31 protein-coding genes, 2 pseudogenes and 1 other annotated feature are annotated in these 26,626 nt (G+C 65.1%); of the genes and pseudogenes, 28 read left to right on the top strand and 5 right to left on the bottom strand.

Going from position 1 to position 26,626, the window contains the following annotated elements; all coding sequences use genetic code 11:
• The first annotated feature begins 499 nt into the window (after nt 1-499).
• From AB4Z55_RS26985 to AB4Z55_RS26975, 3 genes are all read left to right on the top strand, one after another.
• The gene (locus tag AB4Z55_RS26985) at nt 500-946 is read left to right on the top strand and encodes a helix-turn-helix transcriptional regulator (RefSeq protein ID WP_075863460.1); all 447 of its coding nucleotides are present in this window, start codon (nt 500-502) and stop codon (nt 944-946) included.
• A 67-nt stretch (nt 947-1,013) separates the two neighbouring features.
• A complete protein-coding gene (locus tag AB4Z55_RS26980; protein ID WP_369521124.1) occupies nt 1,014-1,709 on the top strand; it encodes an MBL fold metallo-hydrolase in 696 nt (231 codons plus the stop codon).
• Nucleotides 1,703-2,569: an SAM-dependent methyltransferase gene (locus tag AB4Z55_RS26975; protein ID WP_369521123.1), complete on the top strand. Its 867-nt coding sequence runs from the start codon at nt 1,703-1,705 to the stop codon at nt 2,567-2,569. Before AB4Z55_RS26980 ends, AB4Z55_RS26975 begins: the two co-directional genes overlap by 7 nt.
• 7 nt (nt 2,570-2,576) lie before the next feature.
• Here AB4Z55_RS26975 and AB4Z55_RS26970 read toward each other — a convergent pair whose 3' ends face one another.
• Nucleotides 2,577-3,533 (bottom strand): hypothetical protein, encoded by a 957-nt coding sequence (locus AB4Z55_RS26970; RefSeq protein WP_369521122.1) that lies wholly within the window; start codon nt 3,531-3,533, stop codon nt 2,577-2,579.
• A 250-nt stretch (nt 3,534-3,783) separates the two neighbouring features.
• Here AB4Z55_RS26970 and AB4Z55_RS26965 point away from each other — a divergent pair.
• Nucleotides 3,784-4,961 (top strand): annotated as a pseudogene (locus AB4Z55_RS26965) (IS3 family transposase).
• On the opposite strand, the gene AB4Z55_RS26960 reads toward AB4Z55_RS26965, so the two are convergent.
• From AB4Z55_RS26960 to AB4Z55_RS26950, 3 genes are read right to left on the bottom strand one after another with little or no spacing between them, the layout of a single operon-like run.
• A complete protein-coding gene (locus AB4Z55_RS26960) occupies nt 4,958-5,374 on the bottom strand; it encodes an ImmA/IrrE family metallo-endopeptidase (RefSeq protein WP_369521121.1) in 417 nt (138 codons plus the stop codon). The pseudogene AB4Z55_RS26965 and the gene AB4Z55_RS26960 sit on opposite strands and share 4 nt — an antisense overlap.
• Complete coding sequence (locus AB4Z55_RS26955) at nt 5,358-5,759, bottom strand: hypothetical protein (RefSeq protein ID WP_139319521.1); 402 nt, start codon at nt 5,757-5,759, stop codon at nt 5,358-5,360. The genes AB4Z55_RS26960 and AB4Z55_RS26955 overlap by 17 nt, the downstream gene beginning before the upstream one ends.
• 25 nt (nt 5,760-5,784) lie before the next feature.
• The gene (locus AB4Z55_RS26950; RefSeq protein ID WP_247452241.1) at nt 5,785-6,414 is read right to left on the bottom strand and encodes a hypothetical protein; all 630 of its coding nucleotides are present in this window, start codon (nt 6,412-6,414) and stop codon (nt 5,785-5,787) included.
• A gap of 526 nt (nt 6,415-6,940) precedes the next feature.
• Here AB4Z55_RS26950 and AB4Z55_RS26945 point away from each other — a divergent pair.
• The 24 genes and pseudogenes from AB4Z55_RS26945 to AB4Z55_RS26830 all read left to right on the top strand — a co-directional run bounded on the left by AB4Z55_RS26945 (nt 6,941) and on the right by AB4Z55_RS26830 (nt 26,032).
• Nucleotides 6,941-7,330 carry a hypothetical protein gene (locus tag AB4Z55_RS26945; protein ID WP_369521120.1) on the top strand — a complete coding sequence of 130 codons (390 nt, stop codon included), beginning with the start codon at nt 6,941-6,943 and terminating at the stop codon, nt 7,328-7,330.
• Nucleotides 7,327-7,632: a WhiB family transcriptional regulator gene (locus AB4Z55_RS26940; protein ID WP_369521119.1), complete on the top strand. Its 306-nt coding sequence runs from the start codon at nt 7,327-7,329 to the stop codon at nt 7,630-7,632. Before AB4Z55_RS26945 ends, AB4Z55_RS26940 begins: the two co-directional genes overlap by 4 nt.
• A complete protein-coding gene (locus AB4Z55_RS26935) occupies nt 7,632-7,940 on the top strand; it encodes a hypothetical protein (protein WP_369521118.1) in 309 nt (102 codons plus the stop codon). The genes AB4Z55_RS26940 and AB4Z55_RS26935 overlap by 1 nt, the downstream gene beginning before the upstream one ends.
• 527 nt (nt 7,941-8,467) lie before the next feature.
• Nucleotides 8,468-8,824, top strand: coding sequence for a hypothetical protein (locus tag AB4Z55_RS26930; RefSeq protein WP_369521117.1), 357 nt, complete (start codon nt 8,468-8,470; stop codon nt 8,822-8,824).
• Complete coding sequence (locus AB4Z55_RS26925) at nt 8,821-11,460, top strand: hypothetical protein (RefSeq protein ID WP_369521116.1); 2,640 nt, start codon at nt 8,821-8,823, stop codon at nt 11,458-11,460. The genes AB4Z55_RS26930 and AB4Z55_RS26925 overlap by 4 nt, the downstream gene beginning before the upstream one ends.
• Nucleotides 11,461-11,475: 15 nt before the next feature.
• Nucleotides 11,476-11,730, top strand: a complete 255-nt coding sequence (gene nrdH, locus AB4Z55_RS26920; protein WP_369521115.1) for a glutaredoxin-like protein NrdH — start codon at nt 11,476-11,478, stop codon at nt 11,728-11,730.
• Between the two features lie 127 nt (nt 11,731-11,857).
• Entirely contained in the window at nt 11,858-12,970 is a 1,113-nt protein-coding gene (locus tag AB4Z55_RS26915) for a tyrosine-type recombinase/integrase (protein ID WP_127963134.1), read from the top strand.
• A gap of 2 nt (nt 12,971-12,972) precedes the next feature.
• Nucleotides 12,973-13,311, top strand: coding sequence for a helix-turn-helix transcriptional regulator (locus AB4Z55_RS26910; RefSeq protein ID WP_127963133.1), 339 nt, complete (start codon nt 12,973-12,975; stop codon nt 13,309-13,311).
• Between the two features lie 755 nt (nt 13,312-14,066).
• Nucleotides 14,067-14,456 (top strand): hypothetical protein, encoded by a 390-nt coding sequence (locus AB4Z55_RS26905; protein WP_369521114.1) that lies wholly within the window; start codon nt 14,067-14,069, stop codon nt 14,454-14,456.
• Nucleotides 14,457-14,468: 12 nt separating this feature from the next.
• Nucleotides 14,469-15,751, top strand: a pseudogene (locus AB4Z55_RS26900) (IS3 family transposase).
• Nucleotides 14,747-14,875: a sequence feature (AL1L pseudoknot), on the top strand. It overlaps the preceding pseudogene by 129 nt.
• Nucleotides 15,714-16,496: a hypothetical protein gene (locus AB4Z55_RS26895; protein ID WP_369521113.1), complete on the top strand. Its 783-nt coding sequence runs from the start codon at nt 15,714-15,716 to the stop codon at nt 16,494-16,496. Before AB4Z55_RS26900 ends, AB4Z55_RS26895 begins: the two are co-directional and overlap by 38 nt.
• Before the next feature lie 346 nt (nt 16,497-16,842).
• Nucleotides 16,843-17,634: a ParA family protein gene (locus AB4Z55_RS26890; RefSeq protein ID WP_369521112.1), complete on the top strand. Its 792-nt coding sequence runs from the start codon at nt 16,843-16,845 to the stop codon at nt 17,632-17,634.
• 89 nt (nt 17,635-17,723) lie between these two features.
• Nucleotides 17,724-18,062, top strand: a complete 339-nt coding sequence (locus tag AB4Z55_RS26885) for a hypothetical protein (RefSeq protein WP_369521111.1) — start codon at nt 17,724-17,726, stop codon at nt 18,060-18,062.
• A gap of 60 nt (nt 18,063-18,122) precedes the next feature.
• Complete coding sequence (locus tag AB4Z55_RS26880) at nt 18,123-19,805, top strand: hypothetical protein (RefSeq protein WP_369521110.1); 1,683 nt, start codon at nt 18,123-18,125, stop codon at nt 19,803-19,805.
• A complete protein-coding gene (locus tag AB4Z55_RS26875; protein ID WP_369521109.1) occupies nt 19,805-20,581 on the top strand; it encodes a hypothetical protein in 777 nt (258 codons plus the stop codon). Before AB4Z55_RS26880 ends, AB4Z55_RS26875 begins: the two co-directional genes overlap by 1 nt.
• Before the next feature lies 1 nt (nt 20,582).
• Complete coding sequence (locus AB4Z55_RS26870; RefSeq protein ID WP_369521108.1) at nt 20,583-20,873, top strand: hypothetical protein; 291 nt, start codon at nt 20,583-20,585, stop codon at nt 20,871-20,873.
• Nucleotides 20,874-21,002: 129 nt separating this feature from the next.
• The gene (locus AB4Z55_RS26865; protein ID WP_369521107.1) at nt 21,003-21,563 is read left to right on the top strand and encodes a MerR family transcriptional regulator; all 561 of its coding nucleotides are present in this window, start codon (nt 21,003-21,005) and stop codon (nt 21,561-21,563) included.
• 28 nt (nt 21,564-21,591) lie between these two features.
• The gene (locus tag AB4Z55_RS26860; RefSeq protein WP_369521106.1) at nt 21,592-22,074 is read left to right on the top strand and encodes a hypothetical protein; all 483 of its coding nucleotides are present in this window, start codon (nt 21,592-21,594) and stop codon (nt 22,072-22,074) included.
• A 44-nt stretch (nt 22,075-22,118) separates the two neighbouring features.
• Entirely contained in the window at nt 22,119-24,050 is a 1,932-nt protein-coding gene (locus AB4Z55_RS26855) for an RNB domain-containing ribonuclease (RefSeq protein WP_369521105.1), read from the top strand.
• The gene (locus tag AB4Z55_RS26850; protein WP_288817424.1) at nt 24,047-24,466 is read left to right on the top strand and encodes a WhiB family transcriptional regulator; all 420 of its coding nucleotides are present in this window, start codon (nt 24,047-24,049) and stop codon (nt 24,464-24,466) included. Before AB4Z55_RS26855 ends, AB4Z55_RS26850 begins: the two co-directional genes overlap by 4 nt.
• Before the next feature lie 111 nt (nt 24,467-24,577).
• Nucleotides 24,578-24,907 carry a hypothetical protein gene (locus AB4Z55_RS26845; RefSeq protein WP_288817421.1) on the top strand — a complete coding sequence of 110 codons (330 nt, stop codon included), beginning with the start codon at nt 24,578-24,580 and terminating at the stop codon, nt 24,905-24,907.
• Complete coding sequence (locus AB4Z55_RS26840; RefSeq protein ID WP_288817418.1) at nt 24,904-25,119, top strand: hypothetical protein; 216 nt, start codon at nt 24,904-24,906, stop codon at nt 25,117-25,119. The genes AB4Z55_RS26845 and AB4Z55_RS26840 overlap by 4 nt, the downstream gene beginning before the upstream one ends.
• 86 nt (nt 25,120-25,205) lie before the next feature.
• On the top strand, nt 25,206-25,676 hold the full coding sequence (locus tag AB4Z55_RS26835) for a hypothetical protein (RefSeq protein ID WP_369521104.1): 471 nt from the start codon (nt 25,206-25,208) through the stop codon (nt 25,674-25,676).
• A gap of 107 nt (nt 25,677-25,783) precedes the next feature.
• A complete protein-coding gene (locus AB4Z55_RS26830; protein WP_369521103.1) occupies nt 25,784-26,032 on the top strand; it encodes a hypothetical protein in 249 nt (82 codons plus the stop codon).
• Between the two features lie 92 nt (nt 26,033-26,124).
• Here AB4Z55_RS26830 and AB4Z55_RS26825 read toward each other — a convergent pair.
• Nucleotides 26,125-26,626: hypothetical protein (locus AB4Z55_RS26825; RefSeq protein ID WP_369521102.1), on the bottom strand; the 502-nt coding region annotated here is incomplete at its 5' end.

Genomic DNA, 26,626 nt, shown 5'->3' with positions numbered 1-26,626 from the left:
GCGATGGCAGCGGTGCAAGACATCAACCCCCGGGCGCGCGCCGAACTCGAGGCCGCGCGAGCGCAGTGGTTCACCGTCCTGCCCTGCACCCAACCGCCGGCACTCTCACCGCACTGCGCTGACGCCGGCCACGTGGGCTGCTGGCACGGCCATGCTCGGCCGAGCTACGTCAGCGTGCGTCACGCCGCCGCGCGCCGCCAGCACGGCCCCCGCGGGTACGTCGCCACCTTCCGGACAGGGTGGTCGCGCTATACCGAGACCACCTCGGCTCGCATCGTCATCCCCGCTGACCACTACACGTGCGAATGCAGCTGCCACACCGACGGATACGTCGGACAGCAGCTCGACCTCTTCGTTGAGATGCGTTGGACGTAAGCCAACCTCCCACTCGCTGCCGCATCTGATGTCGGTGGCGCTGCTTACTTCTTCAACAGGTTCATTGCACAGTTTCGGAACGGTGATGCACTGCGCATCGGGACGTGTCTTATATCGTTCGCATATGTCCACTGGCGGTTTGGAAGACTTTGAGCCGGCACGGCTGAAGCTGCTCCGCGAACGGTCGGGATTGACCCGCGCTGATATCGCTGTGCGGTGCCAAGTGACGCTCGGCACCGCCCGTAGTTGGGAGGTCGGCCGCAGCGTGCCTTCCGAGGTCAATGCGCTGCGTCTAGCTGAGGCTCTCAGCATTCATCCTGCTGACCTGACGAACACTCCACGTAACCAGCCCACGCTGCGCCAGCTGCGGCAATGGCGGGGCCTGCGGGGTGAGGATGCCGCCAACAACGCCGGAATCGGCACCACCCCGTTGTACAACGCTGAAACCTACATCTCCCCCATTCCCGAACACATCCGCTCAGCGCTCGCCGAAGCGTATGGCGTCACGGAGAACCAGATCACCGCGGCGTGGAAGCGCGGACGCAAGCTACGGTTCGGCGACGTCGAGTGAGGCGCGCTGGTTCGGGGAACAGCGACGTCGTCGCCGTGGAACGATCCTGTTGTTGCACCATAGAGGCATGACTTCTTCGTCGATCCCTGTCTCCGAGTACACAGCCGGGGGCCACGTCACTCCTGATCAGAACCCGTTAGTGCGTCAGATAGCTGGCGGCCGGATCATCAAAATGTCGGTGGGCGGCGCAGACAACAACGTGTACCTGCTGCAATGCGCAGCTACGGGAAAGGCGTTGCTAATTGATGCCGCCAATGACGCCGAGCGAATCGTCGAGCTGGTACGCCAGGAGTGTCCCGCCGGACTGGAGCTTGTAGCAACCACTCATGAGCACATCGACCACTGGTGGGCGTTGCCGGACGTCGTCAAAGCGCTCTCCTGTGCGACGGCTGCGTCGAGCGCTGCGGCCTCCGAGCTGCCGGTCACTCCCGATCGCACTGTTGCCTCAGGTGACACCATACGAATCGGCGAGTTGCCCCCTGCAACAGTGATCGAGGCGCGCGGTCATACGCCCGGTTCCATCATCTTGGCTTTCACCGACGCGTCGGGGCAGAGTCACCTCTTCACCGGCGATTCGTTGTTCCCTGGGGGCCTCGGTAAGACCGCCGACGCTGCGGCTTTCGCGAGTCTCTTTGCCGACGTCACCACGCAGGTATTCGATCGATATCCCGACAACGCGATTGTCTACCCCGGCCATGGTGACGACACCACTCTTGGTGACGAGCGACCTCACCTCGAGGACTGGCGGTCCCGAGGATGGTGAACGCTGCGGGGTCGGCCGCTGGTGACTGGACAGAGGGCATCAGCGCAACGGCAGTGCTGACCGCCAAGATGCGCGCCCTGGAGCTCGAGTCCGAGAATCCACTCGTAACTGATCTCGCCGCGGCGCACCTGGTGGCCGCGTCAGGTCTTGAGATGGGCGCAGTAAGCCTCTCTGAAGTGACTGGTCAACGGCTCTTTGAGTCGAACGTCGTGCGTACTTGGTGGCTCGATGAACAGATCGGGAGCGTGTTGTACAGCGCCGTCCAGCCTCGTCAGGTGGTCATCTTGGCTGCTGGTCTCGACAGTCGTGTGACTCGACTTTCATTCCCCGCGGGCACCATAGTCTTCGAGATCGATCTCCCACAGATTTCCATGTTCAAATCGACGGTCTTCGCCGAGGAACCATCGATCGAGCTTGCCGCGACCTGGCGGCAGGTCACCGCTTCAATCACTGAACCCGGCTGGTCTGACCAACTTGTCAAGGCCGGCTTCGATCGAGCGGAACCGACGATCTGGGTAGCTGAGGGCATTCTGTTCTACCTCAGCGATGCCGAGACTTCCTCGGTCCTCTCTACCGTCAGCGGATTGAGCGCGTCGGGCAGCACACTCTTGGTGGCCCACTTCGGGCCAGGATCGAGATCGGATGCACAGACCCGCGAGATGAACTCAACAGCAACACAATCGGGGTATGGCTTTCAATCCGTCGTCGAAGACCCAGCGAGCTGGCTTGGCGACTACGGATGGACAACCGACGCTACGACCATCGCGCGAGTAGCTGAGAGTTTGGGCCGCAGCATCGATTACGGAGAGCCGGAGCGCGCTGGCGCTGAGGTCACCTGGCTCATCCGAGCCGACCGGTGAGGTCTACTCACACCTGCGTGGCGTCAGCAATGTCGCTCAGTTCCACCTGCAAGTTGTAAGCAGTCAGAGGGTCTTTGGCTGCTCTCCAGAGGTGAAGTCGGTTGCTACTCGGGATCGCAACTCCTGGAAGGGCGAATTGTGGATTTGAGTGTCGCGCGCGCTCCCACTGCGCAGCCGAGCGACGCAGTGTGCGATACCGGCGATACCGGCGTGGAAGTTGGTTCACCGGATAAACCAGCAAGGTCGCTCCAGCCGACACGACGATGAGAAGTACCAAGGCGAGTGATATCGATGGTGCGTGATCGAGGTACCAGTTGCGGGTGTTGTCATCGGAGGCGTTCTCGACGATGAGATTGAGCATCTTGTTGCCGATGTAGAGGGCTGCCGAAGCTGCGGTGGCGGCCCAACCGAGCAGTGTGAGGCCGAACGGGCCTGTCAGCGGAACGATGGTCAAGGCATTGAGGGCCAGAACCAGGTTGACGACCGCTGCTGTGGCGATGACACCGAGGAAGATGCTCCAGTACGCCCAGGTCGACATGGACCACGGTTGGGGAATGCCGTCGGTGATGTAGGAAGTCGGCCCGCTTCGTGGAATCGGTGACCACAAGAACGTGGCCACCATCGCGACGATTATTGCCAACTCCGCCAGCAACCCGCGTCGCCAGGACGGCTGGTAGCCGGTGAGGCTGAGCATGAACACCACGGCCGGCACAGACACCAAGGCTCCCAACGTCATACCCACCAGGGTCATGAGATTGTGCTGCCCAGTGAGGGCATAGAGCACCGTTTCGCCGAAGCTGTCGGCGATTTCGGGTGTGCGAGCAAGCTTCGCAAGGGCGATGAGCGCAGCCACCTGGGTGAATGCCCACCAGCTTGGCGAAGCGTTCGGCGGGACATTGCACATGCGGTAGAGGACCAGCAGCAGCAGAGAACCGCACAACGCGATCGTGACGACGAGTGCCATCGTCTACTGCCAGCCGAAGACCCGGGAGGCCTGAACAAGCATCCTGCGTTGGGTGGGCGTGGCGTGGTCAGGGACAAGCACGTCCCGGTATTGATCCGCTTTGGAGATGAGCAGCCGGGCAAACCATTCAGCCTGTTGCTCGAAGGGATGCTCGTAGTTGCATCTGGCCAGCGGTGAGCACGGGCGTGAGGAACGAACTGGTGACAACTGATCGTTAGTGCCGGGAGGCGCTGACGGGGAGGATGTCATCATGCCCGGCCCCTATCCCAGAGAGTTCCGCGAGGACGTCGTTGCGGTTGCTCGCAGCCGCGAGAGCGGCGTCACCATCAAACAGATCGCCGCCGACTTCGGTATCAGCGAAGCGACGTTGCAGAACTGGCTCCGTCAAGCCGACGTCGAAGACGGTAACCGTCCCGGCCAGACCGCCGCGGACGCCGCCGAGGCGCGGGAGTTGAAGAAGCGGATCCGGTTGCTCGAGCAGGAGAACGAGGTCCTCCGCCGTGCGGCGGCGTATCTGTCGCAGGCGAACCTGCGGCTTGGTGGCTCCCCAAAATGACGTACCCGCTCGTATCTGAGCTCGCCGACGCGGGGATCCCCGTGACGGTGTCGTGCCGGGTTCTCAAGCTCGCCCGCCAGCCCTACTACCGGTGGCGCAACGACCCCGTCCGGGACGCGGACGTGCTCCGCGCATATCGGATCAACGCGCTGCATGATGCGCACCACGAGGACCCGACGTTCGGCTACCGATACCTCGCCGACGAGGCCCGCCGAGCGGGGTGGCGGATGAGCCGGCGGACGGCGTGGAAGCTGTGCTCGCAGGCGGGGATTCTCTCGTCCGCGCAACGCCGGCGACGCGGGAAGGGGAAGAAGGCCGGGCCGCCCGTGTTCGACGACCACGTCCAGCGCGTGTTCCGCGCCGATGCACCGAACCGGCTCTGGCTCACGGACATCACGGAGCACTGGACGAGCGAAGGCAAGCTCTACTGCTGCGCGATCAAGGACGTGTTCTCCAACCGAATCGTCGGGTACTCGATCTCAGATCGGATGACCGCGAAACTCGCCGTAGACGCCGTCCGAAATGCTGTCGCGCGCCGCGGTGAGGTCGCCGGCTGCATCCTGCACGCCGACAGGGGCAGCCAGTTCCGCAGCCGCGCGATGGCCCGCGAGTTGCGCCGCCACGACATGGTCGGATCGATGGGAAGAGTCGGCGCTGCGGGGGACAACGCGGCCATGGAGTCGTTCTGGTCACTGCTGCAAACGAACGTCCTCAACCAGCAGCGGTGGGCGACCCGGCAGGAGCTGCGACTCGCCATCGTCGTTTGGATCGAGCGGAAGTATCACCGCCAGCGCGCCCAGGACACCCTCGGCGGCTTGACGCCCATCGAGTTCGAAGCCAAGCTAGCCGAGCCGCTCACACTCGCGGCCTAAACCGAACCTGTCACCAGTTCGTTCCTCACGCCCCACTGCATTGATGCAACGTGCAATTTGAGGACTTCCCTGGGGACGCGCGGAAAGATCTCTTTGAGATAGTCGGCACGCTCGTCGTCGGTCAGGGTATGAGCCAGCAGGATGTGCCCCAGTTCGTGCGAAATTGAGATCTCGCGCTGGACGTCGGTCAGCTGGTCGCGGATATAGACATAGTCGGCGTGAGGCTTCGGGAACCAGGCGGCCGAACAGTGCTTGGCCAGATCATCAGGCAGGCGGCGCAGAGCGATCGGCCTCCCTCGGCTCAGAGAGACCTTCGCTACCAGCGACTCGATGGTCCAGGGACGGAAGAACGGCAGCGATTCGACAACGTCGTACGCGGCGCGGTAATTGGGATCGTCACGAAGCGAGGTCACCAAGACTGTCCATCGCCTCCGGAGATAGTGGCTTGCTAGAAGCTCTCAGCGCGACGAGTCCTGTCTCATTCGCCGCAAGACTCCACACGGTCCTTGCCTGGAGTGCAATTGGTCCGTACTTCTCGACGTCGTCAGAGATCATGATGTCCACCGAGTCGGGTTCGCCCCACCCCAGGACTTCGGCGAGAGCTTGTCGATGCACCTCGCTCGGGGTTTGTCGTCCGTCGAGCCACGACTGGACGGTTCTGGGGGCCATAGCCTCGCCAAGGTGCTCGCCTAGCCGATTGGCCAAGACCTTGGCGGAATCATCTGCCAAGGTCTTGTTCGCCACCGCTAGCTGGATCAAGAGCTGCAACCGGTCGGCAAAGCTCATCGGTGCGTTCACAGGGATCACTCCTCGAGGAATGTCGTTAGTTCGTCGTGCGGAGCATTATATCTTTGCGTTTTGCAGCCAATCGGGCCTCGAAACTCGGCACGAGGTGGTGCGCATCGCTTGGCAAAACGAGTCCTGCCAGCCAGCGTCGATACAGCTGCTCGATTCGCGTGCCGTGGTCTTCGGCTAGCGGGGCGGTCAGGTGAGGCCGGAAGGTCACTCCGATCGCTGGCGGTATCTCTGAACCTGGGCCGCCCACGCGTTCGAGTACCTCGGTGACGTAGACCGCGGTCAGTCGCTGAACAGCGTGGCGGAGGCCGGAGCTGAATTCGGATTCGGGCTGTTCAGAGAGCAGACGGTCAGCTGCGCGTACCACGTCGTGAATAAGGTCGACTGGCATCGCTACGGTCGCGAACGACAGGCTGTTCTCCAGGCTCGGCCGGGACACCTCTTCGCGCCGCGCCGCCGAGGTACCAGCATGGAGGGTGCTCGCCGCTGTTCCTTCCGGCCACCGCAGACCTTTGTCGATCTTCTGCAGGGTCGTGGGGCGGGGCGGCGCGGTATCAGGCGTAGGGGCCTCGATACGCGCCAAGGTGGTATCGGCCGGCCCGCCGTTTTCGTGCACCTGTAGACGCGTCAAGCCCAACGTGCGTCGGCGTTCACTCACCGCACTCGCCAGTCTCTGCAATTCCTGTGGCACCTGTGGCCCATCCGCCATAAGTGGAACCGTATCGGATTGACCTAACCACTGTGTGGCCCCCACAGGCGGAAGCGTGTCATGAAAACGAGGATGAAGCCTCATAAGCCACGCAAGATCCACACTTTCCATAGTTTTGTAGTGTAGATGACCCTCACTGCGCCGTGCGTGTAACGGTTGTGTACTGAGAAAAAGTGACTTAGTGTGATGCTCGCATGGACCAGAGTTGCTGACTACTAGACACTAGGGCGACACAAGTGGGTGATAAGGACACGTAACTCCCCTGCACGTCCGCTCAGCCAGGCAATTTTGAAGCCACGCAGAAAAGTTGTTTCGCGTCGCACTCGAAGCGACACCACCAGATCCATCACACGCCTTGGGGGCCACTCACATGACCCGACACAGATTCGACAGCGCTACTACATCGTTAGCCGTGCTCTCGGTTGCAGCGCCAGCACCACAGCCAGGGACACTTGACTGGACTACTCCACTCACCGTGGCAGAGTTCCCGCACATGGTTCTGGCGGTAGCTGGGACTGTGCACACTCCTCGGGGCCAGGAGCTGTCCGCTGACAGCGCGTTTGCCACGGGAGTGGCATTGCTCGCTGCGGCTTGGTGGGCGGGGTTCCGCAGCGCCAGTCAATTCACCGAGGCCGAGCATGCTGATGTGGTGGTTCTGCCGGCACCGGCAACACCCGCTTGGGGAGACCCCGGGTATCTCTACTTCTTCTTTCCCGGCAGCTACGTTGCCGTCCGACCTGAGACGGGCACCGTAATCGTCGGAGACGGCACCACGTTGACCGCCCCCCTGGCGTGGGCCGAAGGCGCGGCGACAGTGGCGGCTGCACGCTTCGTCGCCAACTCTGATGAGGCGGTAGTGGCGTGAACGCCGATCACCGCCGCGTCGGCGGCTGGGCAGACCTCGCAGCGGAGATTCTCGATACCGATCCCTCGCCGCGTGACTGGATCGGCGATGCTATCTGCGCGCAGACCGATCCCGACATCTTCTTTCCCAACAAAGGACAGTCGACTGCCGCCGCCACCCTTGTGTGCCAGGCATGTCCAGTCAAGACCGCCTGCGCGCAGTGGGCCGCGGATGCTGGTGAGCGATACGGCGTGTGGGGCGGTATCAACACCCGCGCCCGTGATTCCGTCATTGTGGCCGAGGTCGGGGCGAAGGCGAGCTGATGATCAGCGAACAGCCGACACCATGCGCCGGGCAACCCGAGCAGTGGGACCTCGACGTTCTCGTCCACTCCCCCGCATCAGCCCATCAGTCCCTGGTGGCATGCCTGCGTTGTCCGGCCCTGCAGGCATGCCGTCAAGACCTCGCCGTCAGCGGTGTCGCGCCCCGCGGACTGATCTGGGCAGCTGACGCCTACGGCGACGACGGCGAACGTATCCCTGTCCACGCACTCCTGGCGTATCTACGGCGACGCCCGCGCAGATGCGAGAGCGCACCATCTGGCAAGCCCACCGCAGGAGCTGCCGCATGACTCGCCCATCGCCCGAGCCGAGGTTGGCAACCCGTGGCGCGCCTCCACTGTCGAAGGTCACGAACGTGAAACGATCACGCTTGGACCCATGTCTACACCCGGCGAGGAGGCCTCTGTCATGTAGCGGACAACACGCGAATGTCTTGCGTAGCAATCGTTTTGCCCGTAGCCGGGCGGAATGGGAGCCGCCGTAGGACTACAGCGGAAGAAATAACTACACAGTGACGGAGATACCGGTCCCCCCGAAGGGGAGTACACGGATTTTCGAGTGGGGAGCGAAGTTTGGCCGCTTCGCTTCACCCCGAGAACTGGTTCGGAATCTAGTTAGCGCTAGACCCCGGGAGCCTCCCTAAACGGAAGGAATTGCCGCCTCAGGCACTTCTGATGGTAAAGCACACCCTCGATACGGGCAACAACCCCGCTCGTGTCGCATCTTTCGCACATCTCGCGCGAACATTTCCCCAGGTCACAACGCTTGTTGTGGCGTTGGGTGAGTGTGGCGTGGGAACGCTCCGACCACCGTTGCGGTGACTGTCGGGGCGAACGCCCCTACCAGCGTTGCCTTCGACACCCTCCACATAGCTGCAACAGCGTTCGCGGCGACGGGCGGGAATGACCGTTCAGCACGTTTGGACGGGGGCGCACACACCACACCTCGCGCGGCGATCGGCCGCGCCGAGCGCGTGATTGCTGGCATCCTCGCGCGCTGCCACACACTGAGCCTGGCCCAGCTGATCGCGGCCGTCGACGAACCGGCTGCGGCGGTGATCGACGCCGTGCTCGAGCTGGTCGATACCGGTTCGGCTGATCTGTGGCGCCACCGGGTTGATGGCCACCTGGTGGTCGGCGCGTTGACGACTGCGGCGACAGGCCCGCGGCGATGACCGCCGCGTTGTCCGCGCCTGACGCCTACCTCGCGGCACCGGCAGACCTGGAGACCCCGGAAAGCGTTGCGTCACAAGCGTGTGTGCTGTCGGCGTGGGCGCCGTTGAGCCAATTGCTGACCGGCGCCGACATCCCGGTGCGGGTCTTGGGCCGTTCCGACGTCGACAACGAGCCGGTCCCAATCGCTGCCGGCTCGCTGAATGACATGTACGCCGTGCTCGACGACCGCAGCGACACCGCGGCGCTGGTCGCTCCGTTGCGACCAGATCTGGTGGTGGTCGACCTCGACGGTTGCGCCGGGCAGGTCCTGCCGCTGTTGCGTGATGCTGCCGCCGCAACCGGCGGGGTCCTGGTGTATCGGGCCACTTCTGGATCAGCCGACTCAGAGCATGCGGCGTGGGCGTTCCCTACCAGCCACGGGTGGGCAGCGTTTGTCGATGCGATCGCTGCGGTGCGTTCGTGGGCGGGCCTGGATGCGCGGGCGGTGGATGTGATTGCTGGCGGCCGCGGGGTACGCCTTCCTGGGTCGGCGTCGTTGAAAGCCGCTGGCGGCCGCTGCGTACCGCTGGACCTCGACGACGACACCCACGACACGCTCCCCTGCGGCGGCGAGGACCAGGCAGCCCGGGACACGGCGGTCGCTGGCCTGTCCCCTGCCGAGGCACTGCGTCAAACAGCAGCAGCGCTGGCCAGTGTGCCCGTCATCTACACCCCGCCTCTATCAACCGCCTCCCCCGCGGACAACTCCCCTGCCGATGTGGTCGCCACCCAATGGCGGCCGCGCAAATCGTTCACCCCCGATCAACGTGCCGCACTCGAGGCGCGCCCGACCGCCGGTGAACGCTCGGAGGCAGCTGTCGCAGCGTTCCGCGCTCTGTGGGAGGCCAATATCCGGGACTGGGCGGCGGCTCAAGAGTTCTTCGATCTGCCGGTATTCGCCAAATACCGCGAGCGCCGCGACCGGGGGCAGGTGTTCTTCCAGGCCCAGCTTGACCGATGGGCGACTTTCCGCGGTGATGTCGATCCGGCCGATCAGGCTGTATGTGACCAGTGGCTCGTCCGCGCTGGCAGCTGGATCGATCATCCTCACCTCGAGGCCGCTCTGCACGCGCTGGTCCGTCACCGCTTCACCGATGGCCGGGGTCTGCACTCGCGGCCGATCTCATGTCGAGACCTCGCACAGTGGTTACACGCCGGCATCACTGCCCGCACCGCCTCCCGGTATCTCCAAGAACTTACTGCCAAGGGCGTTCTGGACTGTGTGCGTAGATCTGGCTATGACACCGACCCCACCAACGCTCACCACTACACACTGCGCACCCCAGGAACAGAGGTACAGGACCTTTACCCGGGGGGTTTGGCTCATGACAGGACACCCCCACCCAGCGCACTCCCCCTCCATCCCTTGTGGTCGGTGCTAGGGCAGCGCTGTCGGCAGCTCTACCAGGCCCTCACACCCGCCACCCCCTCCCCGACTGCGGTGCTAGCAACCCAATGCGGCCTCCCCACCGGCGATCACACCTCCGGTGCCCTAGCGATGCTGCACCGCCTCCACACTGCGGGCCTGATCACCCGAGTTGGCAGGGGGCGCGGCACCACCTGGACCCGAACCGGTCTGGACCTCGACGAAGTCGCCACCACACTGGGCGCCCCCGAACGAGCGACCGCGGCGGCGGCCGTGACCGCAGCGGAGCGACGCGCCTGGCACGCCCCTGACCAGGAACAACGACGCCGCGCGCTCGCCGCGCTGACCGAGCTGCGCCGGACGTGCGACGAGATCACCACCACCTACCCCGACCTCGCGCCCAAGTCCACCCCGCCAGCGACGACACCGCCCGACCCCAGCCCCAGGCCCACAGCTGGAGGCCGGCAACTCATGCGTGCAGCACGCACCGCACTGACCGACCGCATCGCCAACGCCCTCACCCACCGGCCAGCACACACCCCCACAGATTCATCGAGAAAGGACAACCCGCCCATGCCAGCGACCAACAGTCCACACCGAGACCACCACCCACCGCAGCGACGGCGCACTAGCGTCTCCCGGGCCATTACCCCAGCGCCGTGGATATGCGTCACCGACGCCAAGACGTTCGCTCGTCACCTCCAGGCCGGACGTCGACGAATAGAGGTACGCCGTACCGTCCTCGACCCACCCCAAGACGGACTGATCGCCCTCGGCGACATCCCCGACGGAGTCCAGGTCCGCATCACCGGCTGCGCAGCCGTGCTGGTCACCGGCGGCGCCGTCCACGCCACCGACACCGCCCACGTCGAAGCACACGGCACCACCACCGTTCACACCTACGGCCGGGCCACCGCCATCGGATTCGACACCACCACCCTCACCGGACACCACCGCAGCCAACTGCAACTCTGCGACCGCGCTCGAGCGGCCGGCACCGATCAGACCAGCATCATCGCCTGGGACCCCGAACCGGCCATCAACGCCGGCGACCACACCCGCGTCATCATCGCCGGCCCCAAACTCGTCCCCACCGCCGATCTTCACCTGCACGGCGACGCCCAGCTCTACTCACCAGTCCCCTGCACCCCCACCGGACCTGCCCGCAGCCACATCACCCACACCGTCGACCCCTTCGCCGCCGCCGGCATCGAACCCACCACCCACTAGAAACGGAGCACACCAATGACCATCACCGTCTACACCAAACCCGCCTGCGTCCAGTGCAACGCCACCTACAAAGCCCTCGACAAGCAAGGCCTCGACTACCAGATCGTCGACATCACCCAAGACGACGCCGCACGCGACCACATCATGGCCCTCGGCTACCTCCAAGCCCCCGTCGTCATCGTCGACGACACCGAGCACTGGTCAGGGTTCCGCCCCGACCGCGTGAAAGCCCTCGCCAAAGAAGCATCGTTGTCGTCAGTTGCATCATAAGGGCGATGTGACCATGACTGTTGTGGCTGGTGAGGGGGCAAGGATGGTGCGGCGACCTCCGTTGTCCCAATGTTGGCCAGCGTGGCAGACTCGGTGCATCAATGTTGCATCTGATACAACATTGTCTATGGGTGCTGACAACGGTGGCGCCGGCCGGGTGTGGTCGTCGCATGGGGTGGTCCATCTCGATCCGAAACCGGCGGTGTTCGACGCGATGCTGACAGGCTGGGAACGCCAGCAGCGAGCGAGGTTTCTGCGTGAGTCGACGATCGGCAATAGGACCCGGCTGGTCCGGAGGTTTGCAGAGTTCACCAATCTGTATCCGTGGCAGTGGACCCCAGCTGAGGGCGAGGCGTGGATCAGCGCATTGCGGTCCGGGCCGAAACCGCTGCGGCTGTCGACGTTACGGAGCTACGAGGTTGAGTTGAAGATGTTCGGCGAGTACCTGCGCGATCCACGAAACGGGTGGGTGCAGGAGTGTTCTGAACTGTTCGGAACCGTGCCGCAGGAGGTCTTCCACGACGACAACTCGATTGTCCATGTCGGCGAGTACGAGGGCGATCCGGGCCGGCGACCGTTGACCTATGACGAGGTGCAGACGCTGTTCGACACCGCTGATGCCCGGGTCGACCGGATCCACGCTCTGCACCGCAAGGGTGTGCTCTCGGCGATGCGTGACGCGGCCCTGCTCAAGTTCTGTTACGCCTATGGCCTGCGACGCCGTGAAGCCGCTCTCTGCGATCTGGTAGACCTGCGCTCCAACCCGAAACTCCCACAGTTCGGCCGATTCGGATCGGTCACCGTGCGCCACGGCAAAGCCAGTCGTGGCGGGCCGAGTAAACGGCGCAGTGTGCTCACCGTGCCGGAGATGGGTTGGATCACAGAAGTTTTGGAACACTACATCGACGAAGTCCGGCCCCAGCTGGGCAACGGACGGGCACCTGGTTTGTGGCTGACTGAACGGGGCACCCGGATCAGCACCCGCGCGACCGGCGCGGTGTTCGCCAAGACGCGCGATGCCGCAGGCCTGGACCCGCTACTGCAGCTGCACTGCCTGCGCCATTCCTACGTCACCCACCTGGTGGAGTTCGACTACCCCGAGCGGTTCATCCAAGAGCAGGTCGGTCACTCGTTCTCCGCGACCACCGCGGTCTACATCGGGGTGTCCAACGAGTACCGCAATCGGCTACTGACCCGTGCGGTCGCCGCCCGCTACGGTTCGGCTCTGCAGGGAGATTAGTCATGAAACACCTGGACTACCACTGGCATCTGCGCGCGAAGATGGCTGCCCAGGGCATGTTCGCGACCACCGATCTGCAACCGCACCTCGCCGAACGTGGCATCACACTTTCCCGTGAACAGGTCTACCGCCTGGTGACCGGCCACCCCCAGCGGATGAGCATGGACACCCTGATCGCGCTGTGCGACATCCTCGACTGCACCCCCAACGACCTCATCGAACCTGCCATCACCGAAACCGCCACAGCCACCAAGGCCGCGGCGGCCGGGCGGCGTGCTATCCGAGCAACGGCACCCCGACGACGCACCACCATCACCCGACCCACCGAGACTCCAGAATGAGCGCCCCTGCACCGCAGCACAACTGCGATAAGTGCGGTCGACGCGCCGCACGGGTCACCCGCACCGATGATGGCGGGCTATGCCGATCCTGCTACCGCCGCGACCCCCGCCGATTCGAAGACTGCGCCCAGTGTGGCCGCCTGCGTTACCCATCGAAGCGCACCCCCGCCGGTTCAGCGCTGTGCAGCAACTGCGCTCGGCCCAAACACCTGTGCGTGTCCTGCGGCCGACTCGATCATGCCAAGAAGACCACCGACCGCGGACCACTATGCCAACGCTGTTACACCCCACCTCACCGCATCTGCGGGCAATGCGGTGAGCGCCGGCCCGTCGCAGCCCGATCCCAAGACGGCATCGACAACCTGTGTAAGAGCTGTTTCGTTGCGCCCTTGCACACCTGCGGAGTGTGCACCCTGCAACGCCCGGTGCACACCCACTGGCCCGTGGGCCCAGTCTGCCTGCCCTGCTACAAACGGGAACTCCGCAACCCCGCCCCCTGCGCCCGATGCGGCCACACCAAAGTCCTCACCGCACAACTGGACAACCAACGAATCTGCGGGCCGTGTGCCGGGACACGAGACTATCTGTGCCGACACTGCGGAACCGCTGGGCCACACCACTTCACCGCAGCCTGCCTGCCCTGTTCGATCACCCGACTGGTCACCGATCTACTCGCCACCGATCATCCAGACCTCACGCGGCTACCTCAACTACTGAGCGAACGAGGTGATCCGGCCTCCACCATGCGGTGGCTGATGCGACCACACACTCGCACGTGGCTGACCCAGCTGGGCAACCGCGCACAACACACCGAGCTCACCCACGCCGATGTGGACGCGCTCCCGCCCAGTCAGGGCCGTCACTTCCTGCGCGCCCTCCTCGTCGAGACCGGCATCCTCACACACCGAGACGAACACATCGAACGACTCGGCACCTGGCTGACCGAAACCGCCGACACACTCCCCCACCACCACCGAACACTGATCGTGGCCTACGGCCACTGGTCAGTCCTACGAGCAGCACGCCGCCGCGCACACCGCGGCCACACATTCACCACCTACGCCGACGCAGCAGCACGCGAACAGATCAGGACCGCTATCCGATTTGAAACGCCCCGGGTTTGTCGGAGGCTCTCGAATCTGTGAAGGATGGAGAGCATGGCAGCACCACGGAAGTACAGCGTTGAGCTGAAGGAGCGGGCGACGCGGATGGCGGTGGAAGCCCGCAAGGACCCAGCCACGCGACCAGGGGCGCTCAAACGGATCGGCGATCAACTCGGTGTGCACCCGGAGGCGCTTCGCACCTGGGTCAAGCAGGCCGAGATCGATGGCGGGGACCGCCCGGGGACCACGACCAGCGAGGCTGAGCGGATCGCGCAGCTGGAACGGGAGAACCGGGAGTTGCGGCGGGCGAACACCATCTTGAAGCAGGCATCAGCTTTCTTTGCGGCGGAGATCGACCGCCCACAGCGTTGATCGTGGAGTTCGTCGCCGCTTTCCGCGACGAACACGGAGTCGATCCGATCTGCGCGGCCCTGCGCGACACGGCCGCCCAGATCGCTCCGTCCACAGTCCGAGCCCATCTGAGCTCTCGACGAGTCGAGGCGCCACGGGTGGTCCGTGACCGCGAGATCCTCGGTGAGATCCGCACCGTGCATGCCGACAATCTCGGCGTCTACGGTGCCCGCAAAGTCCACGCCGAACTACACAGGAAGGGTATCGGCGTGGCCCGGTGCACCGTCGAGCGGTTGATGAAAGCTGATGGGCTGCAGGGGATAACGAGATCCAAGACGCGGAAGACCACGCACAGCGAGGGGGCCGAAACTCCGCAGCCGGCCGATCGTGTCGAACGGCAGTTCACCGCGGCGGCGCCCAACGCGCTGTGGGTGGCGGACCTGACCTACATCCGCACACACTCGGGGTGGGTGTATGCCGCGTTCATCCTCGACGTCTTCTCAAGGATGGTCGTGGGCTGGCAGGTCTCGACCACCATGCACACCGACCTCGCGCTCGACGCCTTGGATATGGGGTTGTGGGCGCGGTCGCGTGCCGGCCAGGGCGTGGCCGGGCTGATTCACCACTCCGACCGCGGAGTGCAGTATCGAGCCATCCGCTACACCGAACGTCTCGCCGAAGCAGACGCAGTGACTTCTGTTGGCTCCAAGGGTGATTCGTACGACAACGCGATGGCTGAGGCGTTCAACTCGCTGTTCAAAGCCGAATGCATCCGTAACCCCGTCATGCGCCCGCGAGGTGGCTGGGGCGGTGTCGGCGAGGTCGAGATCGCCGTCGCCGAGTACATCGACTGGTTCAATCACCGCCGCCTGCACGGCGAGATCGGGCACGTCCCACCCGTCGAGTACGAGACCACCTACTGGTCGACCCACACAGTCACCAGCTACCGTGAGAACCCGGTCCCGGCAGTCGCTGGAACCAAGTAAACGAGCCCCCAGCAAACCCGGGGCGATTCAATTCCTGGCACACCTCGGCGATCTCGGCATCGCGATCAGCAATCTCACCCAACCCATCACCGAGGCATGGACTGCCGGCAACCGCGACCGCACCCGCAGACTCGCCGCGTTCATCGCCTGGCTTGAACGCCGAGACATCGTCACCGACATCATCATCGGCACACCACCTACCGGTCATAGCGCCGATATCGCCGCCGCCGACGATCACACACGCCTCATCACGTCACTGGTCAACGGCTCCCCGACCTCCGACCTCGCCACCCGAGTCGCCGGTCTGCTGGTCCTGCTCTACGGCGCCTACATCAGCAGAATCCACCAACTCACCACCGCGGACATCACCATCACCGCGACGACCACCCAGCTACGCCTGGCCACACACCCCATCGGCCTACCCATACCCGTCGCCGCGCTGCTGCACCAACTCGCCGCAGCAACCGAAAACGACGCCCGCACAACAACACCAGACCGATCCGGCCACTACCTATTCCCCGGCGCCCGGCCCCACCACCCCATGCATCCGACCACCCTGCACCGCAAGCTCGCCGCGATAGGCATCACCAAAGCCCACCGCAACCACGCCCTAGCCACCCTGACCAGCGAGCTACCAGCCGCCGTCGTAGCCACCCAACTCGGATTGCACATCAACACCACGACCAACTGGGCCACAATCTCCAAACGCGACAACGCCGAGTACCTCCTCGCCCGCCAACCATGACCACCAACCAGAAAGGCCAAGACCATGAATAACGACCACCCAAACAATGACCTTCCACCAGTTAAACAGGCCGCATAGGAACATGCATGCACGCATGCATGCATGCTTGCGTGTGCCCGTGGCCTGGCGCGGTACGTGCTCAGCGAACTCAAAGTACTTACATACATGTAGCCATGCAGGTAGGTGTGTGTGCATGTTGACTCGGGCCCCTGGGTGATGGGCTCGCATCTATGTATGTACCTATAAATGAATGCATACATGTATGCAAACAATTAGCTATGCAGGGTTGCTGGTGAGTATGCAAGCAAACTTGCGTGCGAGTGGTCAGTCAGGTATACATGCAGCTATGGCGAAACCGCACGTACTTGCTGTTGCTATGCAAAAGGGTGGAGTGGGAAAGACCACGACCGCGATCAACCTGTCTTACGAGTTTCACCAGGCGGGACTGAGAACGTTGTTGATCGACTTGGACCCCCAAGCGAACGCAACCGACGGCTTCGGGATCGTCCTCGCTGACGACGACGGAACGTTGTTTGAAGCGCTGACGTCGGTTCGTGACGAGCGAATGCCCCTCACTGATGTCATCAAGCCTTCGGAATTCGGTATCGACGTTGCTCCGGCCGACGACAGTATGTACAAGCTCGACGAGTCAGGACTGGGACCAGGAGGGGAGAACCGCCTCCGTGTGTCACTCGAAGCCGTTGCTGACGAATATGACGTGGTGGTTATCGACTGCCGCCCCTCACTGGGGCCGCTGACCATTTCTGCGTTGGCCGCTGCCGACGACGTCATCGCCGTGGTCTCACCCGGGGGGCCGGACGAGCTCAAGGGTTTGACCAAGCTCGCCGAGACTGTCTATGAAGCTCAGGACCTACTCAATCCCAACGTCGACATTCGTCACGTGATCTTGGCTGATTACCTTGGCGGATCGGCGCTCGCCAAGGGGATACGACGAAACCTTGAGCGCGATTGGTCAGAGGAGTACGTCGGCGAAATCTCTCACACAGTGCGTGTGGGGGAGGCTAAGGATCGTCGCGTCCCGGTTGCGGTACACGCTCCGCAGAGCACAGCGGCGGCCGACTACCGAACGGCAGCCAAGAAGCTCATCGATCGAATCCCCACCATCGAAGGACAGTGACGACTATGGCGACCAAGCCGGGCATCAGCGAGCATTCGACCCGCCCTAGCCGCAGAGCGGCTCGAGAACAGAGCACAGGCCTGGGCTCCATGCTTAGCAACAGCAAAGAGGGGAACACCGCCCCTGGGCCGTCGGCAGATCCCGCGGGTTCCTCCTCGGGATCATCTCTCGAGCGCACGGACACCCCCGGTGAGCCAGGCGCGGCGGAACGCCGCCAATCAGCCCCGGCGGTGGCGGCATCCAGGCTCTCAGCAGCAAAAAAGGTGAGAAAGGTGCCGTTCTCAACCCAAATCGAGATGGACACCGAGAAGCGCGTGGAGTGGCTGATCCGCACCAAGGGCTACAAAAAGACAGACATCACTGGGGATGCCCTCGACGCCCTTCTGGACGCTCTCGGCGTTCCTCCAGCGGACAAGATTAAGGACTGACTGACATGCATGCATGTAGAAATACATGCATGTCAGTCAGCCAAGGTGGAGGACTGATCGATGGCGCACCCTGATGATCACGCGATGATCATCACGTCGGGCAAGGTGTTGTCCCCGTCGGGGGCTGTGTTGGTGGATAAGCCTGTTGACTCTGTGGACAAGCTCCTCAAGGTGTTGGAGTGGCGCCAGCGCCGACAGCCGTTGTCCCCGGCGGGGTTGCCAGCGCAGGTGTGGGTGATCGACGCCGCATGCGCACAGCTCGGGTGGGGCCCGGACGATGTCGACCCAGGCGACGAGGCGGACTACTCCGATGAGGAGCTGCGAGAAGGCCGGATGAAGACCGACGTGATCGCGCGCCTGGATGACGCCACCCGCGAACTCCTCGGCCCCTACCTGGCGCCCCAGGGTGAGGACGGCTGGCATCTGTACCAGCCGGGGGAGGAGATCGGCTACCGCCTGCACCTTTCTCACACCGCAGGCAACCGCAAGCTGATGGTCGATGTGATCCTCGAGGGCTGGGCGTGGACCGCGCGCATCAACCACGACCGTATGGGCATCCTTGGCTCCGAAACCGCGGGCACTCTCATCGATTTCGAGGACGAGATGGACACCGCCCGGGAGCTGGCCCGCCGGTTGTGCTGGCATGTCGACCACCTCGGCGTCCTACCCGGGATCACTCCCGCACGTACCGGGGCGGTGATCCTCGACCGGATCTTCCGGGACCGCCGCAAGACCGGGCGCGGCATCATCGTCGATGCGCCAGTTCCGTTGCCGCCCATCGATATCACCGACGCCGACGAGCTTGAACCGGTCATCGTGTGGTCGCGTGGCTGGATCGACACCGAGGAACTCGACGCCGCCGATGAGCTGGTGACGATCGACCAACGCGCCTCGTATCTGGCCAGTGCCGGCATGATCAATCTGGGATACGGCGAACTCGTCCACCACAGCACCGGCGCCGAGGAACTCGCCCACACCAGTAGCCCTCTTCCGTTCGGTGTTTGGCAGATCACGCTGCCGGCCGCCGACACCCTCGCGCTCCCGGACAAACTGCCGCTCCCGCATCCACGGATGCGCACCGACCGGCCCGTGACGACCTGGGTGACTACCGAAACGATCATCAGCCTGACCGCGCCAATACCGGATGGGGGAGCGGGCCTCGACATCGCGGATCTGGCGATCACCGAGGCCTGGACCACCACCGACCAAGGACAGGTGCTCAAGCGATGGAAGGAACTACTCGCTGCCGCCCGCAAAGCCGCTGTGGAGGCCGACGACCCAATCCTCAAGTCGATGGTCACCGACATCTACAAGGGCTACCTCGGACGCATCGCCGGTGACCGCAACTGGGATTCCCACATGCGCCACCACTACCAGCCGATCTGGGCCGCGGCCGTCAAAGCTCACGCCCGCCACCGCTCCCGCGCCAAAGCTATGAAACTCGCACGCGAGCACGACATTTGGCCCATCAAAGGCCTCACCGACGCCTGGACCTACCTCGCCCCCGCAGGCGTCGACCTCGCCGACGAACTGACCTACCTCGGCAAGTTCGTGATCGAAAAGCGGCGCCCGCTCGACGACGACGTCATCCTTGCCCTGCTCTCGGCCACCACACCCACCGAGGTCCGCAAGGCGATCAACACCGCCTACACTGTCTCCGGCCAACCAGACGACGACGACTCCGCCACAACCGATCTCACACCCGAGAATGACACGGCCACCACCGCGGAGGTGGTGAGCTGATGGCCCAGTTCCGGCCGCGGCGGCGCGAACGCCGCGACGAACCCACCGCCACCACCACCGCGGCCGCCGGCCGGCAGGTCTCCGTCGCAGCCGGCACCGCGGCCGACCTCGCTCGTGCCGATGCGGGTCTGGTGGGGGAGCGCACCCCTACCGATCACCTGGGCACTATCGGCTACGACGCCGCCTGCAAGGCCGCCCAGGACGCGGGCCGCCGCCCGCCCTCGCGACGAACCTTCCGCCGCTGGAAACAGCAGGGACGTATCCCCGATGACCGCACTGCTGACCTCGTCGCTCGCCGCGCCGAGATCACCCGCATGGGCGGGGTTGACGGAGCCGCACAGCAGCTCGGCCGCTCACCGAGCGCCGTCTACGACTGGCGAGCCGGACGCACCAAGAGCTTGCGCCCCGACGCCCAGGGCCGACTCGTCGATGCACAGGTGGCACAGCGCCTCGTCGACAGCGGCGTCGACGTCTCCCGCATGCGACCGACCATCCACTTCACCGCCGATGTCCACGCCCGCACCGACGGCGGCAACTACGACTACCGCATGGCCAAATCCTTCGACTTCGGCGGCCCCCAGGGCCTCGACCACACCCAGATGAGCCGCCAACAGATCGCCGCCCTCGGCGACGCCCTGGCCCGCGACGACCACGCCCGCGTCGCGGCCATCCTCGAAGAGCACGCCTCGGTCAACTTCGCCGCTTTCGACGACTTCGACGACGACACCGGATTCCACTTCGACGGCGTCCGCGACTTCCGCATCGACTGGAGCTGATATGTCGAGCATTCCGTGGCACACGAGCACTGACCTACTCAACCTCGACGAGCTGGTGGAGCTGGTCGACAGGGTCGAACACGTCCGCGGCCACGCCCTGGCGATCGGGGAGTCCTCGGCGGTCAAAGCCGCCTTCCACGCCGCCGGTGCGATCAGCCTGCCCACCGCCAGCTACACCCACGGTGTCGACGCCGACCGGTTCTGCGCGCTCCTGGCCGCCACGGACCCTGACCTCGCCGAACACTTCCGCACCCACCGTGCCAGTACGCGGTCGCCCGCTCCCGGCCCCTGAGCGGCCTCTGGCCGCGGAACGGTGCGCGGTGGGGCAACTGAGCCCGCGGAGCCGCCGCGGCCGTCTGAGGCCCGATACGCTGACATCAACCCGAGATCCACGATCACCACACCGAAGGGACACCAGGCGATGGCACACGATGCAGGCCAGGGCTCGTTCGACCAGCTGGCCCCCGAACTGTTCACCGTGTCCTCGGTCGATACCCCGACCTCGGGTTACCGGGTGCCGGCGGTGCTGGAGATCGTCGGAGTCACCTACCGCCAGCTCGACTACTGGGCTCGCACCGGACTGGTCGAACCAAGCGTCCAGGCGGCCGCCGGGTCGGGGTCGCAGCGTCTCTACAGCTTCCGCGACATCCTCGCGCTCAAGATCGTCAGACGCCTCCTCGACGCCGGGATCTCGTTGCGCAACATCCGCACCGCGGTCGAGTTCCTCGCCAAACGAGGCACCACCGACCTCGCACAAACGACCCTGATCAGCGACGGCACCACCGTCTTTGAGGCCACCTCCGATGCCGAAATCATCGACCTGCTCCATGGCGGGCAAGGCGTGTTCGCGATCGCTGTTGGCCACACGTTGACCGACCTGGCCGGCACCGTGCACCAGTTCCCCGCCGAAGACGCCACCGAAGCGCCGGCCGTCGACGAACTCGCGCAGCGCCGCAATGCAGCCGTGTCCGAAGCAGTCTGATCAAAACGAGTAGCCGGAGGTCTTTGTCATGGTTGACGTGCTGTCACAGCCGCTGGGTGTCTACATGATGACGTTGTGGTGGCATTCCCGTGGCGACGAGGTCGCCAATGCTGAACTCGCCGACATCCTCACCGCCCGAGGATTTCTCGACGCCACCGCAGATATGAGTGTGTCGCGAGACAGCAGTGCTGCGGTACATGCGGCGACCGAAGACGACACCACCCGCGAGTTACTCGCGCAGTGGTGCGTCAAAGTCCGTGCACGCCGCGGGGGAGCGGGTGTGCAGCACCCGTCACGTTGGCTGCCGCAGGCAACCGCGGCCATGGCCGCAGAGACCGACCCCGACGCCGTGAATCGCCAGCATCATTTGGTGATCGACATGGTGACCAAGCTCCCGCCCGCCGATGCCGCCGATCCCGCTGTCTCCGAGCAGATCGCCGAGCATTTCCATACCTACAACACACACGCCATCCACCAGGGCCGTAGTCCGGACCGCTACTCACACAGGTGATTCAGCTGACGACGACGAGCACCACAGCCACACAGTGCGCGTTGATGATCGACGCGTCCACGACTCGGGATCGTGATGACGCGATCACCATCACCCCGAGTGACGCGGGGTGGGATGTGACGGTGTTGGTGGCCAACGTCGCCGATCTGGTGCTGGCTGGATCACCGACAGACCGCACCGCAGCCACCCGGGTGGAAACCCGCTACCGCGCCAAGGACACGGTGCCGATGCTCGGAGCGCAGCTCGAGCACGCCGCGACCCTCTCGGACACCCAGGATCGGGACGCCCTGGCCACCCGCCTGCGCGTGTCCGCCGACGGCGACGTGACCCTGGCCGGCCTGGGCCGTGAGGTGTTGGCGGCCGGGTCGTGTGTCGCGATCACCCACGATCAGGTCACCACGATCCTCGACGACCCAACACACGCCCACCACGCACAGCTGTCGGCGGCCACGCAGCTGTCGCAGGTGCTGGCCGGGCGGCGCCGCGCAGCCGGGGCGTTCGTGGTCTACGACCTCACCCGCGGACTGGTCTCGGGCGAAGACGGACGGCTGCTGGCACTGCCCGAGGGGCATAACGCTGCGGCGTATGTGATCGTCCAGGAGTTGATGATCGCCGCGAACGCTGCTGTGGCGCAGTACGCCATCGACGCCGAGCTACCGATCTTGTTCCGCAACCACCTGCGCAACCCCGTCGCGCCGGCTGATGTCGATCGGCTCGCTGATCTGGCCGCCGCGCTGTCCACGGTCACCACCACCGCCGAGCTGGCCGCTCTGCAAGGACAGCTCAACACCGCGATCTCCAAAGCCACCTACGGCGCGGTCGTGCGCGGACACATCGGATTGCAGGTCCCGGCCTACACCCACGCCACCTCACCCTTGCGCCGCTACGCCGACCTGGTCACACAACGCCAACTCCTGGCCCACCTCGACGGCACCGAACTGCCCTACACCGCAGAACAGTTGGCCACGATCGCCGACGCCCTGGCCGCGATCACCGCCGAACGTGACGCCGACTCCGAAGCCGTCCAGAAGGCCCGCACCCGCCGGGCGAACGAAGCCGCGATCGCCGCCGGCGACCTGTCGCACATGAACGACCGCGAGTTCCTACGCGTGCTGCGCCTGGGCGCCCAAGCCGCACCACCAGCCTCGGTCGCCACCGAACTGACCGACCGCGCCACAGCCGGACGGCTACACGCCGGGCACATCGCGGTGCTCTACACCACCGATCACCCCGACTGGAAAACACTGCGCGCCAACCTGACTGCACGGCTCCGTGCCGAGCACGCGTACCTGGCGCCGTCAGCGATCTCAGCACTCCAGCAGATCGACGGCGGACAGATCGTCACCCCCACCCTCGACACCGACATCACCGGCCCGCCCCACCAACGCACCTTCGCCACCCGCGCCCACCTCGAGGACATGACCACCCGCTGGCACACCGGCCCGGTCAAGAAGACCACCGAACACGTCGCCCTGTGGGACCTGCTCGACATCATCGGCGGCCACACACCCTCGGCGGACCCCACCACACCACCACCCGCGCCACCCGAGCCCGAGCCGACACCGACGGTGGCGCCGCCGTGCGCACCTGCCAACCACACCCCGCCCCCGGCGGCCCCGAGAACCCCCAATCCAGCAGAGGCCTTGGATGCGTTCGCGCTGCACGCCGCGCTCGGCGGCGACGACGACACCCGGCGCGCGCGCCGCCGCGCGAACGCCCTGAAAAACCCCGTCGGCTGGCTGACCACCCTCGCGCCCACCATCGGCGCCGGCGAACTGCACGTCGACACCCACACCGAGGGCCCACCGCATGAGCGCACCTTCACCGTCACGCTGGCCGCCGGTCCCGCCCGCGGCACCGCCGCCGCATCGAGTATCAAGGCGGCCAAAACTGCTGCCGCCCACGCCGCAGTCACCGCACTGTTCGACAACCCCGACACCGCGGTTGTTTCCCACAACCTCGATGGCGGGGCATGAGCACGAACACACCGGTCGCCCTCGGCGATATCCACACCGCCCCGCTCTATCCCAGCCGCAACCGGCGCGCGGCGACCCAAGGCCCCACCTGGGCCCTCGTGGAATCCCCGGCCCGCCACCTACCCGCCGACGCCATCCCGGCATGTGCCCGAAACCCCGACGCCTGGTTCCCCGACCGGCTATCCACCGCCCGCGACGGTGTCGGGCACGCCGAGATGACCGCCTGCCGTCGCTGCCCGATCCGACAGGGCTGCGCCCGCGTCGCCCTCGACGACACCGCACACCTGTCCGGTATCTGGGCGGGGGTTTACGTCTCGCCGCCCGGATCAGCCAGCCAGAAGGCTGTTCGTGACACCGCGCTCGAGGAGCTAGGCGACATCGCCTACCCCAACAACAGTCGAGTCGAGTCGGGATAGCCACCGAGCAGCACGAAGGCGCGGACACCGGCCAGGTCGGCGGCTTCCCGTCCGCGTTCCTCACCGGACGTCCGCGCCCGTGCCTCCGATACTACAGATAGACTCGAATGGGTGTTCGAGGAGTGGTCTGATCAGCGGACGCTACGGGTGTTTGACCCGCCGCGCCCGGTGTGGGTCGACATGACCGCGGCGGGCATGGCCGGCGGGTTCACCCCGGCCAACACGGTCCCGCTACGCGTGCGGACGGGCGGCGCGCGCCTCGAGCAACGCATGCAGGGCTGGCAGCACGCCTGGCTCCAGAGCAGCCAGGGCAAATGGTGGGCGGTGGTCTCGGTGCGCGTGTCCAGCGCGAACGAGCAGTCACACGCTCTGATCGCACTGACGGTCGCCTCCGGCGCGATCCGCCCCGCAGGGAATTCGACAGCGAAAGAGGAGTCATGACCGAGGGCATCGAGTCCGCCGGTGGGATCAGCGACCGCCGCGTACCCAAGCGCTCACGCGCCGACCTCGCCGATCTCACTCTCATCGTTTGTCCGCCTGGACAGCCGGCGCAAATCCGCGCATTCACCGGTGCCGAACAGGCCGAGGCCCAGGCTTACGCGAACGAGGTCGGCGCCAGCGTTGACGTCCTCGGTGGTGCTGCCTCCACATGACTGTGCAGGAAAGGCTGACGATATGGCCGGGGTCGGGTGGCGGATAGCACGTTGCGTCTACGCAACTTTGAAAGTACTTTCTAAGTATGAGTGTTCGTGAGGTGCCGTTCTCGGAGTTGCAGAATCGGGGCAAGGCTGCGGTGTCGGAGTGGTTGGCCAGCGAGGGTGGCCGGCCGCTGCGGGTGACCCGGCGTGATGCTGAGGACCTGGTGTTGATGACCGCGGCGCGCGCTGATCAGGAGCATGAGGTGGTTTCGGCTGCGGCGGCGGTGTTGCGTGCGTTGGCGGCCACGGCCGAGGCGGGGGTGTTTCGGGCTGCGGTGGTTTCGGCGTTTGCGTGGGCCACGCTGCTTTCGGACGCCGAGGTTGATCAGTTTGCGCGCGAGCTGGCGGATGCGTTGCAGCTGGGTGCGTCGCTGGATAGTCCGGCTCCTTCGGCGCAGGCGATCGAGGCGTGGCGGCACACTGCGGAGGTGTATGCCGATCCGGACTTGGCGCGTTTGTTGCGTGCAGCCACCAGCGGTGACGGCGGGGCGGTCCCCGCGCCGAGTCTGTGACCCCGCCCAAGCGGGGTGCTCGCGTCGCGCCGCCGGCCGCGCGCGGGCTGTGGGAGATGCGGTTTGCTACCACCGAGGCGGCTAAGGGTTGGGACGAGCTGTGTCGTGTGGCCGCGCCCAATGCGTTGGTGGCTTGGGAGGAGCTACGTCAGCGTTCCGAGCGGCCGACGCCGACTCCGCGTCATCATCAGCTCAAGGGCGATCTGGCCACCGGTGTGCATGGGGGTGTGGTGATGGAGCAGTGGCAGTACGAGGTCACCAGCGGCGGCCGGGTCTGGTACCTCGTCGATGAGGACAAGCACACCTTGTGGTTCAAGTACGCGAGCACGTCCCATCCCAAGCTCACCGATCGCTGAGTGCGCAGTAGTCCACGACGGTCTCCGCAGGGGTCGGGTCGCGGCGATCCTCAAGGCTTCGCCCGCGAACCTCGCGAGCTGCAGCGTCGGTTTCAGCGGGAGAGGACGACGAGTTCGACGTCGTCTTTTGAGCAGATGGTGGAGTAGCCCTGCTCTAGCGCTCTCGCGGCGGTGGGGGAAGCGCAGCTCCATCCGTCGAACTGGCGGATGTTGGCGTTGCCGAAATCGCCGGGTGGGAGCGCGCGGTAGTGATCGATGACGCGGAGTGCTTCGACGCAGGAGATGCTGCCCGAGCGGACTTCGACGACGGTGCGCCTGGTTGCGGCTCCGCAGGCTGTTCCTGCGGGCACTGGCGTGGTGGGCTCGGTGTAGTGGTCCATTGGCGGACGGTCCGCGGATGGTGGTGTTGTGTCCGGTGGGGAGCTGGTGAGGCGTCCGTCGTCGAAGCGGAAGTGCCCTCGGGGTGTTGTGCAGTCGATGCCGTTGCTGGGTAGCGCGGTGCAGGTGATGTCGCCGACGGTGATTCGAGAATTGGCCGGCAGTACGGGCGCAGTAGTGGGTGAGAGCGGCTCGAAGGTGGTGTTGGCGACGCTG

Origin of the sequence: Gordonia sp. ABKF26, from assembly GCF_041103195.1 — a bacterium.
GTDB lineage: Bacteria > Actinomycetota > Actinomycetes > Mycobacteriales > Mycobacteriaceae > Gordonia > Gordonia terrae.
This window is presented reverse-complemented; position numbering and strand designations above follow the sequence as displayed.

Coding starts and splice junctions, on each gene's coding strand:
- AB4Z55_RS26985 (WP_075863460.1), top strand. CDS start 500: ATGTCCACTGGCGGTTTGGAAGACTTTGAGCCGGCACGGCTGAAGCTG.
- AB4Z55_RS26980 (WP_369521124.1), top strand. CDS start 1,014: ATGACTTCTTCGTCGATCCCTGTCTCCGAGTACACAGCCGGGGGCCAC.
- AB4Z55_RS26975 (WP_369521123.1), top strand. CDS start 1,703: ATGGTGAACGCTGCGGGGTCGGCCGCTGGTGACTGGACAGAGGGCATC.
- AB4Z55_RS26970 (WP_369521122.1), bottom strand. CDS start 3,533: ATGGCACTCGTCGTCACGATCGCGTTGTGCGGTTCTCTGCTGCTGCTG.
- AB4Z55_RS26935 (WP_369521118.1), top strand. CDS start 7,632: ATGATCAGCGAACAGCCGACACCATGCGCCGGGCAACCCGAGCAGTGG.
- AB4Z55_RS26925 (WP_369521116.1), top strand. CDS start 8,821: ATGACCGCCGCGTTGTCCGCGCCTGACGCCTACCTCGCGGCACCGGCA.
- nrdH (WP_369521115.1), top strand. CDS start 11,476: ATGACCATCACCGTCTACACCAAACCCGCCTGCGTCCAGTGCAACGCC.
- AB4Z55_RS26915 (WP_127963134.1), top strand. CDS start 11,858: ATGGGTGCTGACAACGGTGGCGCCGGCCGGGTGTGGTCGTCGCATGGG.
- AB4Z55_RS26910 (WP_127963133.1), top strand. CDS start 12,973: ATGAAACACCTGGACTACCACTGGCATCTGCGCGCGAAGATGGCTGCC.
- AB4Z55_RS26905 (WP_369521114.1), top strand. CDS start 14,067: ATGCGACCACACACTCGCACGTGGCTGACCCAGCTGGGCAACCGCGCA.
- AB4Z55_RS26890 (WP_369521112.1), top strand. CDS start 16,843: ATGGCGAAACCGCACGTACTTGCTGTTGCTATGCAAAAGGGTGGAGTG.
- AB4Z55_RS26885 (WP_369521111.1), top strand. CDS start 17,724: ATGCTTAGCAACAGCAAAGAGGGGAACACCGCCCCTGGGCCGTCGGCA.
- AB4Z55_RS26880 (WP_369521110.1), top strand. CDS start 18,123: ATGGCGCACCCTGATGATCACGCGATGATCATCACGTCGGGCAAGGTG.
- AB4Z55_RS26875 (WP_369521109.1), top strand. CDS start 19,805: ATGGCCCAGTTCCGGCCGCGGCGGCGCGAACGCCGCGACGAACCCACC.
- AB4Z55_RS26870 (WP_369521108.1), top strand. CDS start 20,583: ATGTCGAGCATTCCGTGGCACACGAGCACTGACCTACTCAACCTCGAC.
- AB4Z55_RS26865 (WP_369521107.1), top strand. CDS start 21,003: ATGGCACACGATGCAGGCCAGGGCTCGTTCGACCAGCTGGCCCCCGAA.
- AB4Z55_RS26860 (WP_369521106.1), top strand. CDS start 21,592: ATGGTTGACGTGCTGTCACAGCCGCTGGGTGTCTACATGATGACGTTG.
- AB4Z55_RS26855 (WP_369521105.1), top strand. CDS start 22,119: ATGATCGACGCGTCCACGACTCGGGATCGTGATGACGCGATCACCATC.
- AB4Z55_RS26850 (WP_288817424.1), top strand. CDS start 24,047: ATGAGCACGAACACACCGGTCGCCCTCGGCGATATCCACACCGCCCCG.
- AB4Z55_RS26840 (WP_288817418.1), top strand. CDS start 24,904: ATGACCGAGGGCATCGAGTCCGCCGGTGGGATCAGCGACCGCCGCGTA.
- AB4Z55_RS26835 (WP_369521104.1), top strand. CDS start 25,206: ATGAGTGTTCGTGAGGTGCCGTTCTCGGAGTTGCAGAATCGGGGCAAG.